This is a genomic window from Pseudomonas sp. Eth.TT006, from assembly GCF_054456575.1.
On record NZ_JBTJEN010000004.1, the window covers coordinates 256,516 to 269,939 of the forward strand.

Sequence of the window (13,424 nt, forward strand, 5' to 3'; positions counted from 1 at the left end):
GCGCCACTCAAGGATATCGTCGCCAATGCTGCCTTCCACTTCGACTCACCGCGCCACTTCCGGGCATCTGCATCGGCAGAAATGGCGCGGGCGCATCGGTCTGGCGCTGGTCGCCGCCCTCTCGGTACTGGCGGGCATGACCGATGCGATCGGCTTCATGGCCAGCGGCGACTTCGTTTCGTTCATGAGCGGCAACACCACACGCCTGGCGGTGGCCATCAGTGACGGTGACATGGGCCTGACCTTGCGCCTGGTGGTCCTGGTCGTCACGTTTGTCTTCGGCAATGCTCTGGGGATCGTGATCGGGCGCCTCGGCGGCCGGCGCACGCTACCGCTGTTGCTCTGCATCGCCACCCTGCTCTGCGCGGCGGCCGCCTGGCCCGCTGACTCGCAACTGCCGGCGCTGCTCGCAGCGATCATCGCCATGGGCATGCTCAACGCGGCGGTCGAGGAAGTGAACGGCCTGCCGGTGGGCCTGACCTACGTGACCGGAGCGTTGTCGCGCTTTGGTCGTGGACTGGGGCGCTGGATGCTCGGCGAACGGCGTAATGGCTGGCGGGTGCAACTGGTGCCGTGGACTGGCATGTTCATCGGCGCGATTCTCGGCGCGGTGCTGGAGCAGCATTTCGGACTTCGGGCATTGTTCGTCAGCGGTCTGCTGGCGGCGGTGCTCGGCGTGGTGTCGCTGAGCATCCCGCGGCGCTGGCAACTCGGCTACATGCCCCGCTGAAACGCGCCCCTGTGGGGCTGATGCTGTTCACTTAACCCTGTGGGAGCGGGCTTGCTCGCGAAGAGGCCAGTACATTCAATATCTTTATCGCCTGACCCACCGCTTCGCGAGCAGGCTCACTCCTACAGGGGGTATGCACACAACTTGGGTTTCGCGGCTGCCGCGATAAAGCTTTATCATGGCCGCAGTTTTGCTGATCGAGTCCGTCATGAAGTTTGCCATCGCGCTGTTTTCCGCCGCCCATGCGCCCTCCTCGCGCCGCGCCCTGCTGTTTGCGCAGGCCGCACTGGCCGCCGGGCATGAGATTGTCCGGCTGTTTTTCTATCAGGACGGCGTGTACAACGCCTCGGACGCGGTGGTCACCCCGCAGGACGAACTCGACCTGCCCAAGCAATGGCGCGCGTTCATCACCGAGCAGCAACTGGACGGTGTGGTGTGCATCGCCGCGGCCTTGCGCCGTGGCGCATTGAACAGTGAAGAAGCCAAGCGCTATCAGCGTGATGCGGTCTCCGTCAGTGCGCCGTGGGAATTGTCCGGCCTCGGCCAGTTGCACGATGCGGTGCAGGACGCCGATCGACTGATCTGTTTCGGAGGCGCGTGACATGGCCAAATCCCTGTTGATCATCAGCCGCCAGTCGCCGTGGTCCGGCCCCGGCGCCCGTGAGGCATTGGACATCGTGCTGGCCGGTGGCGCCTTCGATCTGCCGGTCGGCCTGCTGTTTCTCGATGACGGCGTGCTGCAACTGGCCGCCGGGCAAAATGCCAGGGCCCTGCAGCAAAAGGACCTGAGCGCCAACCTGCAGGCACTGCCGATGTTTGGTGTTGAAGAGTTGTTCTACTGCGCCGACAGCGCCAGCGCCCGGGGCCTGAGCGATCTTTCGCTGGACGAGGCACAACCGCTCGGCGCCGAACAAATCACCGCCCTTATTGACCGTTACGACCAGGTGATCACCCTCTGATGTCGACTTTGCATGTGTTGTCTCATTCCCCGTTCGGCGACGAACGCCTGAACAGTTGCCTGCGGGTAATCGGCGCGAAAGATGCTTTGCTGCTGTCCGGCGACGCGGTGTATGCCTTGCAACCCGGCAGCGCACCGTTCATCACGCTGCAAAGTCGCCAGTTGAAGCTGCTGGTACTGGCCGAAGATGCGCAGGCGCGTGCCGTGCAACTGCCGGACTGGGCCGAAGCCATCGACTACCCGGCCTTCGTCGAACTGTCGGTCCACCACGACAAGGTCAACAGCTGGCTATGAATTCAATGACCGTCGGCGCCCGCGCCATTGCCCTGGACAAGGACGGCTTTCTGCTCGATTTAAGCGACTGGTCGGCGGACGTCGCCAGCGCCCTCGCCGCCGCCGAAGAGATCGAGTTGACCCCTGAACACTGGGAAGTCCTCGAACTGCTGCGCAGCTTCTACGCGGAGTTCCAGCTGTCGCCGGCCACTCGTCCGCTGATCAAGTACACCGCACTGAAACTCGGCCCGGACAAAGGCAACAGCCTGCACCTGAACCGACTGTTCAAAGGCACCCCTGCCAAACTCGCCGCGAAACTGGCGGGTCTGCCCAAACCGACGAATTGCTTATGACCGACTTTCCAGCGCTGACCCTTGAAACGCCCGCTGAACACCCGTTCGCCCAATTTGTGCGGATCCTCGGCAAAGGCAAGCGCGGCGCCCGCGACCTGACCCGCGAAGAAGCCCGGGAAGCGATGGGCATGGTGCTCGACGACAAGGTCGAAGACACCCAGCTCGGGGCCTTTCTGATGCTGCTGCGGCACAAGGAAGAAAGCGCCGAGGAAATGGCCGGCTTCACCGAAGCCCTGCGCGAGCGCTTGCAGGCGCCGGCATTGAATGTCGATCTGGACTGGCCGACCTACGCCGGCAAGAAACGCCATCTGCCGTGGTACCTGCTGGCAGCCAAGTGCCTGGCGCAAAACGGCCTGCGAATTTTCATGCACGGCGGCGGCGCGCACACCGCCGGGCGTCTGTACAGCGAACAACTGCTCGGCGAGCTGAACATTCCGCTGTGCCGCACCTGGCAGCAAGTCGGCAGTGCGCTGGACAACGGTGGCCTGGCGTTCATGCCGCTGCTGGACTGGGCGCCGCAGTTGCAAAAGATGATCGACCTGCGCAACACCCTGGGCCTGCGCTCGCCAATCCACTCGCTGGCGCGGATTCTCAATCCGCTGGGCGCACGTTGCGGTCTGCAAAGTATTTTTCACCCTGGCTACCAAGCGGTGCACCGTGACGCCAGCGGTCTGCTTGGCGATACGGCGATCGTGGTCAAGGGTGATGGCGGCGAAATCGAGATCAACCCGGATGCCGCCAGTCACCTGTACGGCACCAGCGGCGGCGCAAGCTGGGACGAGGAATGGCCGCAGCTGTCGAGCCAGCGTCACGTCAAACCGGCCACGCTGGACGTGGACCATCTCAAAGCGGTGTGGCGCGGTGATGTGGTCGATAGCTATCCGCAGATGGCCCTGATCTCGACCATGGCCCTGGCCTTGCGTGGCCTCGGTCAAAGTCGCGAACAGGCCTTCGCAACCGCCGAGCAATACTGGGCGGCGCGGGACAAATCGATTTAACCGATCATTGACGCCCGATCTTTGCGCTTTTTGTTCGAACTCATCGGAATAGACTCGGCTCCAACGCTTATTGGGTGATGGAGTCTTGATCATGGGTTTACTCGTTGATGGCCACTGGCAGGACAAGTGGTACGAAAGCAGCAAGGACGGCGCATTCCAGCGCGAACAGGCGCAACGGCGTCATTGGGTCACCGCCGACGGCCAACCCGGGCCGAGCGGTGAAGGCGGTTTTGCCGCCGAGGCCGGGCGCTATCACCTTTATGTGTCCCTCGCCTGCCCGTGGGCACACCGCACGCTGATCCTGCGCAAGCTCAAAGGCCTGGAAAGTCTGATCGATGTGTCGGTGGTCAGCTGGCTGATGCTGGAAAACGGCTGGACCTTCGACACCACGCTCGGCTCGACCGGCGACAAGCTCGATCACTTCGACTTCATGCACCAGCGCTACACCGCCGACACCCCGGACTACACCGGCCGCGTCACCGTGCCAGTGCTATGGGACAAAAAACTCAAGCGTATCGTCAGCAATGAATCGGCGGAAATCATCCGCATGTTCAACAGTGCCTTCGATGGCCTGACCGGCAACGACCTGGATTTCTATCCGGCACCGTTACGCGGCGAGATCGACGCGCTGAATGAACGCATCTACCCGGCGGTGAACAACGGCGTGTATCGCGCCGGCTTCGCCACCTCGCAGTCGGCCTACGAGCAAGCCTTCGATGAGGTGTTTGCCGAACTGGATCACCTGGAGCAGGTGCTGGGCGCCAATCGTTACCTGAGCGGCGACTACCTGACCGAAGCCGACGTGCGTCTGTTCACCACGATGATTCGCTTTGACGCGGTGTATCACGGCCACTTCAAGTGCAATTTGCGGCGGATTGCGGATTATCCGAACCTGTCGAACTGGCTGCGTGAGCTGTATCAGTGGCCGGGGATTGCCGAGACGGTGGATTTTCAGCACATCAAGAACCACTACTACGGTAGCCACAAGACGATTAACCCGACGGGGATTGTGCCGAAGGGGCCTGAGCAGGACTTTGCTGCTGCCCATGATCGGGCGCGGCTGGCTGGGAAAGGGGTTTGGCGCCGGGGTTGATGGATGCGGTGTTTTTAAAGGTCTCTTCGCGAGCAAGCCCGCTCCCACATTGGATCTGTGTCGTGCACAAATCCCCTGTGGGAGCGGGCTTGCTCGCGAATGGGGCGACTCGGTTTTCAGACTTGCGCCTGAGCCCCCTCGAACCACGCCAGTTTCTCGCGCAGCTGCACCACTTCCCCGACGATCACCAATGTCGGCGCATGCACTTCATGCTCTGCCACCAGGCGCGGCAGGTCGGCCAGGGTGCCGGTGAAAACCCGCTGATTGACCGTGGTGCCCTGCTGGATCAACGCGGCCGGGGTATCGGCGGCGCGACCGTGCTTGATCAACTGTTCGCAAATGCTCGGCAGACCGACCAGGCCCATGTAGAACACCAGCGTCTGCGCCGGGGCGACGAGGTCGGCCCATGGCAGATCGCTGGAACCGTCCTTCAGATGCCCGGTGACGAACCGCACTGATTGCGCGTAATCACGATGGGTCAGCGGAATCCCGGCATAGGCCGCGCAACCGCTGGCCGCCGTGATCCCTGGCACCACCTGGAACGGAATGCCATGGGCGGCCAGTTCTTCGATCTCTTCGCCGCCACGACCAAAGATGAACGGATCACCGCCCTTCAACCGCACCACACGCTTGCCGGCCTTGGCCAGATCGACCAGTTGCTGATTGATCTGATCCTGCGGCACCGCGTGATCGGCACGACGCTTGCCGACGTAAACCCGCTCGGCGTCGCGACGGCACAGCTCGAGAATCGCCGGAGCGACCAGGCGGTCGTACAGCACCACATCAGCCTGTTGCATCAAACGCAAGGCGCGAAAGGTCAGCAAGTCCGGATCACCCGGGCCGGCACCCACCAGATACACCTCACCGGTAGTGATGTCGGCCTCGCCATCGATCTTTGCCTGCAGCAGACGTTCGGCTTCGGCGCCCTGCCCGGCTAACTGCCGGTCGGCAATCGGACCTTGAAACACGTCTTCCCAGAAACCACGACGTTGCTGCACGTCCGGAAACAGGTTTTTCACCTGATTGCGGAAACGCGCCGCCAGTCCGGCCAACTGGCCGTAGGTCGACGGAATCCAGGTTTCGATCTTGGCGCGAATCAACCGCGCCAGCACCGGCGCATCGCCGCCGCTGGAAATCGCCACGATCAGTGGCGAGCGATCGACGATCGCCGGAAAGATCACGCTGCACAGGTCAGGCGCATCCACCACATTGACCGGTACGCAGCGCTGACGCGCATCACTGGAGACTTGCGCATTCAGCGCTTCATCGTCGGTGGCGGCGATGATCAGCCCGCAACCGTCGAGGTCCGCTTCCACGTAACCGCGCAGCAGGCACTCGCCACCGCTGGCGCTGACCAGTTCCCGCAGTTGGCTTTCGATTTCAGGTGCGACCACCCGCAGCAGCGCACCGGCGTCGGCCAGCAGGCGGGATTTGCGCAAGGCAATTTCCCCCCCGCCAACCACCAACACACGACTGCCGCGCAGGTTGTGAAACAGCGGCAGATATTTCATTTAGCCGATGACCTCAAGGCCACCCATGTACGGCTTCAGCACGTCCGGCACGCGGATCGAACCGTCGGCCTGCTGGTAGTTTTCCAGCACGGCCACCAGAGTACGGCCGACAGCCAGACCCGAACCGTTCAGGGTGTGCACCAGCTCAGGCTTGCCGGTTTCCGGGTTACGGAAACGTGCCTGCATGCGCCGGGCCTGGAAATCGCCGCAGTTCGAGCACGAGGAGATTTCACGGTACTTGTCCTGGCTCGGAATCCACACTTCCAGGTCGTAGGTCTTGACGGCGCCGAAGCCCATGTCACCGGTGCACAGCGCCAGGGTACGGTAAGGCAGACCCAGCAATTGCAGGACTTTTTCGGCGTTGGCGGTCAGGCTTTCCAGCGCGTCCATCGAGGTCGACGGCTCGACGATCTGGACCATCTCGACCTTGTCGAACTGGTGTTGGCGGATCATGCCGCGCGTGTCGCGGCCCGATGCGCCGGCTTCGCTACGGAAGCACGGGGTGTGTGCAACAAACTTGATCGGCAGTTGTTTCGAATCGACGATTTCGCCGGCGACGATGTTGGTAAGCGACACTTCGGCGGTCGGGATCAGGTACAGATCGGCTTCGCCTTCACGAGCGATCTTGAACAGGTCTTCCTCGAACTTCGGCAACTGGCCGGTGCCTTGCAGCGCTGGCGCCTGCACCAGATAAGGCGTGTAAGCCTCTTCGTAGCCATGCTCGTTGACGTGCAGGTTGATCATGAACTGCGCCAGCGCGCGGTGCAGACGGGCAATCGGCCCGCGCAGCAGGGCGAAACGCGCGCCGGACAGCTTGGCGGCGGTTTCGAAGTCCAGCCAGCCGAACTTCTCGCCCAGGGCGACGTGGTCTTTGACTTCGAAATCGAAGGCGGTCGGCGTGCCCCAGCGGCGCACTTCAACGTTGTCATCTTCGTCTTTGCCGACCGGCACCGATTCGTGCGGCAGGTTGGGGATGCCCAGCAGGATCGCGTCCAGTTCGGTCTGGATCGCGTCCAGTTCGACTTTACCGGCGCTCAGCTCGCCCGCCATGCGCTCGACATCCGCCATCAACGGCGCGATGTCTTCGCCGCGCTGCTTGGCCTGACCGATGGACTTGGAACGCGCGTTACGCTCAGCCTGCAGTGCTTCGGTGCGGGTCTGGACGGTCTTGCGCTGTTCTTCCAGCGCTTCGATGCGCGCGGTATCCAGGACAAAGCCACGGGAAGCCAGGCGGTCCGCTACGTCCTGCAGGTTGCTACGTAACAGTTTGGAATCGAGCATGTCGGTTTCTCGTTATCAAAGTTTGGTCAGAGACAGGCCAGCCCAGGTCGCGAGCAGCCCGCCGAATACGCTGATCGCCGCATAGCCCAGGGCCAGCGGCACTTGCCCGCTTTCCAGCAAGCGCACCGTATCCAGTGAAAAGGATGAAAAAGTTGTCAGCCCCCCGAGGAAGCCGACCATCAACCCGGCACGCACCTCGATCGGCACCTCCGGGCGTATCAAAAACAGGCCGTACAACACGCCAATCAGCAGACAGCCCACGATATTAACGGCCAGCGTCGCGGTATAGAAGTGCCGTGGCCAATTGGCGTTGACCCAATTACCGGTGGCGAAGCGCAACAGGGTGCCGGCAATCCCGCCGACGGAGACTGCAACGATCAATGGAAGCACTATTTTCTCCGCTGTCTTGGGCTTAAACGATCGAGTTGCGCGAGGTGATTGAGCTTCTCGCCGATCTTCAATTCCAGGCCACGGGGCACCGGCTGATAGAACGGAATCGGCTCAAGCTCTTCCGGGAAATAATCTTCGCCGGCCGCATAGGCGTCCGGTTCGTCGTGGGCATAACGGTATTCGTCGCCGTAACCCAATTGTTTCATCAGCTTGGTCGGCGCGTTGCGCAGGTGCAGCGGCACTTCCAGCGAGCCGTTTTCCGCAGCTGCGCGCAGCGCGGTCTTGAAACCCATGTACACCGCGTTGCTTTTCGGCGCGCAGGCCAGATAAGTGATGGCCTGGGCCACCGCCAGTTCGCCCTCCGGACTGCCGAGGCGCTCCTGCACTTCCCACGCTGCCAGGCACAGGCTCAGCGCGCGCGGATCGGCGTTACCGATATCTTCACTGGCCATGCGCACCACGCGTCGCGCCAGGTACAGCGGATCGCAGCCGCCGTCGATCATCCGCGCGAACCAGTACAGCGCGCCGTCGGGGTTGGAACCGCGTACCGATTTGTGCAATGCCGAAATCTGGTCGTAGAACGCTTCGCCGCCCTTGTCGAAACGCCGCCGGGTATCGCCGAGCAGGCTTTGCAGGAGCTCGGTGCCGATCTCGCTGTTGTCTTCGGCAAGGTCCGAGGCGTTTTCCAGCAGATTGAGCAGCCGCCGGCCGTCGCCATCAGCGGCGGACAGCAGCATCTGAAAGCCTTCGTCGCTCAGCGTCAGGTTGCGCTTGCCCAACCCGCGCTCTTCAGTGAGCGCGCGCTGCACCAGTTTACGCAGCGCCGCTTCGTCGAGGCTTTTCAGCACATAGACGCGCGCGCGCGACAACAGCGCGTTGTTGAGTTCGAACGAGGGATTTTCAGTAGTAGCGCCGATGAAGATCAGCGTGCCATCCTCAACGTACGGCAGAAAGGCATCCTGCTGCGACTTGTTGAAACGGTGCACTTCATCGACGAACAGAATGGTGCGCTTGCCGTACTGGCCGGCCTGCTGCTTGGCGATTTCAACCGCCTGACGGATCTCCTTGACCCCGGCGAGCACCGCCGAAACCGTTTCGAAGTGCGCATCCGAGACTTCCGCGAGCAACCGCGCCAAGGTGGTCTTGCCCACACCCGGCGGGCCCCAGAAGATCATCGAATGCAGGGCACCCTGCTCCAGCGCCTCGCGTAGAGGCTTGCCGCGAGCGAGCACGTGCTCCTGACCGACATACTCATCCAGATTGGTCGCGCGCAAACGCGCGGCCAGTGGCTGGGCAATCGGTGCACTGCGAAACAGATCCATCACGTAGCGTTGAAACCTCTATTTGAATCCGGTCGATCAGATGGCCATTGTGGGAGCGGGCTTGCTCGCGAAAGCGGTATGTCAGACAATTTTTGTTGAAGGTTAAATCGCATTCGCGAGCAAGCCCGCTCCCACAGGGTTTTGCATTTTACTCTTGGATGACGTCAGCACCCTTCGGAATATCGAACTTGAACTTCGACGCCGGTACCGCTTCGTTGGCCTTGACTCCGGTGAACAGGATGTTGGTGCGCTGGCCGACACTGTCGATCAGTTGCATGTCATTGACCAGACCATTGCGGAACGACAGACGCAAGCTGTCGAACAGGGTGTCCTTGGTTTTCGGCTTGAGGGTGAAATCGATCACGCCGCCCGCCTCTTTCGCGCTGATGTCGAAGCTCTGGCTGATCTTCGACACGTCACCGGACAGCAGCAGCGCCGGGGTCTGGGTCAGGCGCTCGTCGAGCTTCTTGATGGTTGCCTGTTCCAGATCCGGGTCCCACAGGGTGACCTTCTTGCCATCGGAAACCATGGTCTGCTCGGCCGGCGCGTTGGTGTGCCAGTAGAACAGGCCCGGACGCTGCAGGGTCATGTTGCCGGTGGTTTCCTGCAACTGCGTGCCGCTGCCGTCGAGGGTCAGCTGCGAGAAGTTCGCGCTCAGGGTCTTGGATGTTTCCAGCAATTGGGTCAGACGCGCCACGTCCTTGTCATCGGCGTGAGCCGTGAGAGTGGTCAGCGCCAGTACTGGCAACAGCATGCGGATAAGACGCATGGGAGTCCTCTTGAATACTCGTTGGGAGAGCGGCGGCACATCATTGTCCCGCCTCTTGCTTTGGAATCAGTCGCGTACCGGGCCCGGGGCCAGGACTTCACGCGAACCGTTGGTGTTCATTGACGTGACAACCCCGGCCATTTCCATGGCTTCGATCATCCGTGCGGCGCGGTTGTAGCCGATCTTCAGCTTGCGCTGTACCGCGGAAATCGAGGCCCGGCGGCTTTCCAGGACGAACTGCACCGCTTCGTCGTACAGCGCGTCGGTCTCCGGATCATCGCCGTCACCGCCACCGCTGCTGCCTTCAAAGCCGCTGCCCGCCTCTTCGACACCGTTGAGGATGTCGTCGTTGTATTCCGGTGCACCACGCAGCTTCCACGCTTCCACCACACGGTGTACTTCATCGTCGGAAACGAACGCACCGTGAACCCGTATCGGCAGGCTGGTGCCCGGCGGCATGTAGAGCATGTCACCGTGACCGAGCAGTTGCTCGGCGCCGCCCTGGTCGATGATGGTCCGCGAGTCGATCTTGCTCGACACCTGGAACGCCATACGGGTCGGAATGTTGGCCTTGATCAGACCGGTGATCACGTCCACCGACGGCCGCTGGGTCGCGAGGATCAGGTGGATACCGGCGGCACGTGCCTTCTGCGCGATACGCGCGATCAGCTCTTCGACCTTCTTGCCGACGATCATCATCATGTCGGCGAATTCGTCGACGACCACAACGATGGTCGGCAGCTTCTGCAGCAACGGCGCTTCGTCGTGAATGCTTTCGCGTTTGTACAGCGGATCGCTCAGTGGCTCGCCGGCCTCGATGGCTTCCTTGACCTTGGCGTTGAAGCCGGACAGGTTGCGCACGCCCATCTTCGCCATCAGCTTGTAGCGACGCTCCATCTCGGCAACGCTCCAGCGCAGGGCGTTCGCGGCGTCCTTCATGTCGGTGACCACCGGGCACAGCAGGTGCGGAATGCCTTCGTAGATCGACAGTTCCAGCATTTTCGGGTCGATCATGATCAGTTTGGCGTCGTCCGGGCCGGACTTGAACAGGATCGACAGGATCATCGCGTTGACACCCACCGATTTACCGGAACCGGTGGTACCGGCCACCAGCAGGTGCGGCATCTTCGCCAGGTCGGTGATCACCGGTTTGCCACCGATGTCGTGGCCCAGCGCGAGGGTGACCGGCGACTTGAAGTTGTCGTACTCGGGGGTCGAGAGTACTTCGGAGAAGCGCACGATCTGCCGGTCTTCGTTAGGGATCTCGATACCGACCGTGGTCTTGCCCGGAATCACCTCGACCACACGCACGCTGGTCACGGCCAGCGAACGGGCAAGGTCTTTCGCCAGGTTGGCGATGCGGCTGACCTTGACCCCGGCGGCAGGCTGGATTTCGTAACGGGTAATCACCGGGCCCGGGTGGATCGAGTCCACGGTGACCTCGACGCCGAATTCCTTGAGCTTGATCTCCAGCAGGTGACCGACCGCTGCCAGGGACTCAGGCGAATAATTGAGTTGTTTCTTTTCCGCAGGATCGAGGATCGAGATCGGTGGCAAGGTGCCTTCGACGGCGCTGTCGACGAACAACGGCGCCTGCTTTTCTTTCTGCACGCGCTTGCTCGGCTCGGGCGCCTTGACCGGCGCCGGGGCGATCACCGGCGGCACTTGCTTCTCGCGATCGGACATGTGCTTGCTCAGGGCCTGCTCGCGCTCGATCAGACGTTCCTTGACCTTGGCCTGCTCACGCTTGTCGGTGACCGTCGGCGCGACCACGTCATGCACGCGATCATCGACTTCACGCAGTTGTGCGACCAGTTGCTTGCGCTCGGTACGGGCCGCCCACCAGCGGTTGATCGCGCCCTGGAACAGCTCGAACAGGTCGAGAGTGATCTTGCCGGTGACGTCCATCACCTTGAACCACGACAGGTCGGTAAACACCGTCAGACCGAACAGGAACAGAGCAATGAACAGCAGCGTGCTGCCCTGAATATTCAGGGCGTTGCGCGCCAGATCGCCAAGGCTTTCACCCAGCGCCCCGCCCGCACCCGCCGGCAGACCGGTGGCCGCATGGAAATGAATGTGCGCCAGCGCGGCGCCGGACAGTACCAGGAACACCAGGCCGATCAGGCGCCAGGAGAACAGCCAGCCGCTCCACTGCCACGGTTCGTGGCGTTGACGGAAGATCTGATACGCCTTGATCGCCAGCAACAGCGGGAAGATGTACGCGAAGTAACCCAGCACCATGAACAGGATGTCGGCGCTGTAGGAACCGGCGGGACCGCCAAAATTCTGCACGTCGTCGATCTTGCTGTTGTGGCTCCAGCCCGGATCGTCCTTGCCGTAGGTCAGCAAGGCCATCATCAGGAACAGGCACAAGGCACCGATGGCGATCAATGCACCTTCCTTGAGCCGGTAGTGCAATTGCTGACGCCAGAGCGGAACAACTGTTTTGGGTGCTGCGGTGGATTTCTTCAAAACGCTACTTTTCCTGCGCCCGAGGCGCGTCCATCTATTGAATGACGAAAAAAACTGCCCAATCCAGGCAGGTAAAAAAGTGCTTCGGTGCAACTGAGACTACTTTTAACACTGTGCCGCAGCTTTGATAAACACAGCCATAAACACAGCGCTCGACAAATGTTCTGTAACAACCCGGCATTGTACGGGTTTGTGCGGCTGATGCCATGCTTCAAGCCCTATAGCCGAGCATAGCCAACCGCTCACATCCTGCGATCCAATTTGAGCATGCATTGTCTTTTGTGACAAAGGCTTATGAGGTGTATTTGATGAACGCAGCGAAGCATTCATACCTGACCATTCGCGGCAGCGGCACAACACATCGAACGCCTTGCCACATCGATCGTTTACGACCACATCCACTGCGCCAAGTTGCAGCAACGTCCGCCGCTGCTTGACCGCACTGGACGCGGAGCAGTATCTGCACGACATTGCGCTCATTTAACGGCACACTTTAACGCAGGCCTTGTGCCCGTACCGCCCTCCCCTTCTGCAAGCCTGGACGCCATGCTGACTTGGTTACAACGTAATTCACTGACTTTCCCGCCCCTGGAAAAGGCCATGCGCGATCCCAACGGATTGCTCGCCGCCGGTGGCGATCTGTCCGCCGACCGCCTGGTGCAAGCTTACCGGCACGGCTGTTTCCCGTGGTTTTCCGAAGGCCAGCCGATCCTTTGGTGGTCGCCGGATCCGCGCACTGTGTTGTTTCCCGACGAACTGCATATCTCTCGCAGCCTCGGCAAACTGCTGCGCAAGCAACGCTATCAAGTGACCTTCGACCAGGACTTCGACGCGGTGATTCGCGCCTGCGCTGCACCACGGGATTACGCCGACGGCACCTGGATTACCGAAGCCATGCAAGACGCCTACATGGAATTGCATCGCCGTGGCTTCGCGCATTCGGTCGAGGTCTGGGATCAGGGCCAAATGGTCGGCGGCCTGTACGGCCTGGCGATGGGTCAGCTGTTTTTCGGCGAATCGATGTTCAGCCGCGCCGACAACGCCTCCAAATATGGCTTTGCCACGCTGGTGCAGCACCTGAAAGACGCCGGCTTCGTCCTGATCGACTGCCAGATGCCGACCGATCATCTGCACAGTCTCGGCGCCCGGGCGATCCCCCGCCAGGAATTCGCCGACTACCTGGCCCGCCACCTGGACCAACCCAATCGCGCCGCCTGGGTTTGCTGAGCGACTTTCCCGCGCGTGGCTTACACTTAATTCACCTGCTTATC

The 13,424-nt window shown here is 61.6% G+C and carries 14 protein-coding genes; 8 read left to right on the forward strand and 6 right to left on the reverse strand.

Annotation, left to right across the window (positions count from 1 at the left end; translation table 11 throughout):
- Positions 1-25: 25 nt before the first annotated feature.
- The 7 genes from ACXR0M_RS08915 to ACXR0M_RS08945 all read left to right on the forward strand — a co-directional run bounded on the left by ACXR0M_RS08915 (position 26) and on the right by ACXR0M_RS08945 (position 4,405).
- A complete protein-coding gene (locus tag ACXR0M_RS08915) occupies positions 26-730 on the forward strand; it encodes a YoaK family protein (protein WP_458831559.1) in 705 nt (234 codons plus the stop codon).
- A gap of 208 nt (positions 731-938) precedes the next feature.
- Complete coding sequence (gene tusD, locus ACXR0M_RS08920; RefSeq protein WP_458831560.1) at positions 939-1,331, forward strand: sulfurtransferase complex subunit TusD; 393 nt, start codon at positions 939-941, stop codon at positions 1,329-1,331.
- Position 1,332: 1 nt separating this feature from the next.
- Positions 1,333-1,689: a sulfurtransferase complex subunit TusC gene (gene tusC, locus ACXR0M_RS08925; protein ID WP_458831561.1), complete on the forward strand. Its 357-nt coding sequence runs from the start codon at positions 1,333-1,335 to the stop codon at positions 1,687-1,689.
- On the forward strand, positions 1,689-1,982 hold the full coding sequence (tusB, locus tag ACXR0M_RS08930) for a sulfurtransferase complex subunit TusB (RefSeq protein WP_458831562.1): 294 nt from the start codon (positions 1,689-1,691) through the stop codon (positions 1,980-1,982). Before tusC ends, tusB begins: the two co-directional genes overlap by 1 nt.
- The gene (locus tag ACXR0M_RS08935) at positions 1,979-2,314 is read left to right on the forward strand and encodes a TusE/DsrC/DsvC family sulfur relay protein (RefSeq protein WP_458831563.1); all 336 of its coding nucleotides are present in this window, start codon (positions 1,979-1,981) and stop codon (positions 2,312-2,314) included. Before tusB ends, ACXR0M_RS08935 begins: the two co-directional genes overlap by 4 nt.
- Positions 2,311-3,312 (forward strand): glycosyl transferase family protein, encoded by a 1,002-nt coding sequence (locus ACXR0M_RS08940; RefSeq protein ID WP_458831564.1) that lies wholly within the window; start codon positions 2,311-2,313, stop codon positions 3,310-3,312. The genes ACXR0M_RS08935 and ACXR0M_RS08940 overlap by 4 nt, the downstream gene beginning before the upstream one ends.
- Before the next feature lie 91 nt (positions 3,313-3,403).
- Positions 3,404-4,405 (forward strand): glutathione S-transferase family protein, encoded by a 1,002-nt coding sequence (locus tag ACXR0M_RS08945; RefSeq protein ID WP_458831565.1) that lies wholly within the window; start codon positions 3,404-3,406, stop codon positions 4,403-4,405.
- A 116-nt stretch (positions 4,406-4,521) separates the two neighbouring features.
- On the opposite strand, the gene cysG is transcribed toward ACXR0M_RS08945, so the two are convergent.
- The 6 genes from cysG to ACXR0M_RS08975 form a co-directional block, all read right to left on the reverse strand.
- Complete coding sequence (gene cysG, locus ACXR0M_RS08950; RefSeq protein ID WP_458831566.1) at positions 4,522-5,916, reverse strand: siroheme synthase CysG; 1,395 nt, start codon at positions 5,914-5,916, stop codon at positions 4,522-4,524.
- A complete protein-coding gene (gene serS / locus ACXR0M_RS08955) occupies positions 5,917-7,197 on the reverse strand; it encodes a serine--tRNA ligase (RefSeq protein WP_458831567.1) in 1,281 nt (426 codons plus the stop codon).
- A gap of 15 nt (positions 7,198-7,212) precedes the next feature.
- Positions 7,213-7,587 carry a fluoride efflux transporter CrcB gene (gene crcB, locus ACXR0M_RS08960; RefSeq protein WP_027614675.1) on the reverse strand — a complete coding sequence of 125 codons (375 nt, stop codon included), beginning with the start codon at positions 7,585-7,587 and terminating at the stop codon, positions 7,213-7,215.
- A complete protein-coding gene (locus ACXR0M_RS08965; protein WP_122854599.1) occupies positions 7,587-8,909 on the reverse strand; it encodes a replication-associated recombination protein A in 1,323 nt (440 codons plus the stop codon). Before ACXR0M_RS08965 ends, crcB begins: the two co-directional genes overlap by 1 nt.
- A 148-nt stretch (positions 8,910-9,057) precedes the next feature.
- The gene (gene lolA / locus ACXR0M_RS08970; RefSeq protein ID WP_458831568.1) at positions 9,058-9,678 is read right to left on the reverse strand and encodes an outer membrane lipoprotein chaperone LolA; all 621 of its coding nucleotides are present in this window, start codon (positions 9,676-9,678) and stop codon (positions 9,058-9,060) included.
- A gap of 66 nt (positions 9,679-9,744) precedes the next feature.
- Positions 9,745-12,153, reverse strand: coding sequence for a DNA translocase FtsK (locus ACXR0M_RS08975; protein WP_458831569.1), 2,409 nt, complete (start codon positions 12,151-12,153; stop codon positions 9,745-9,747).
- Between the two features lie 546 nt (positions 12,154-12,699).
- Between ACXR0M_RS08975 and aat the strand changes: the two genes are divergently transcribed.
- Positions 12,700-13,380, forward strand: a complete 681-nt coding sequence (gene aat / locus ACXR0M_RS08980) for a leucyl/phenylalanyl-tRNA--protein transferase (protein WP_458831570.1) — start codon at positions 12,700-12,702, stop codon at positions 13,378-13,380.
- Positions 13,381-13,424 lie beyond the last annotated feature (44 nt).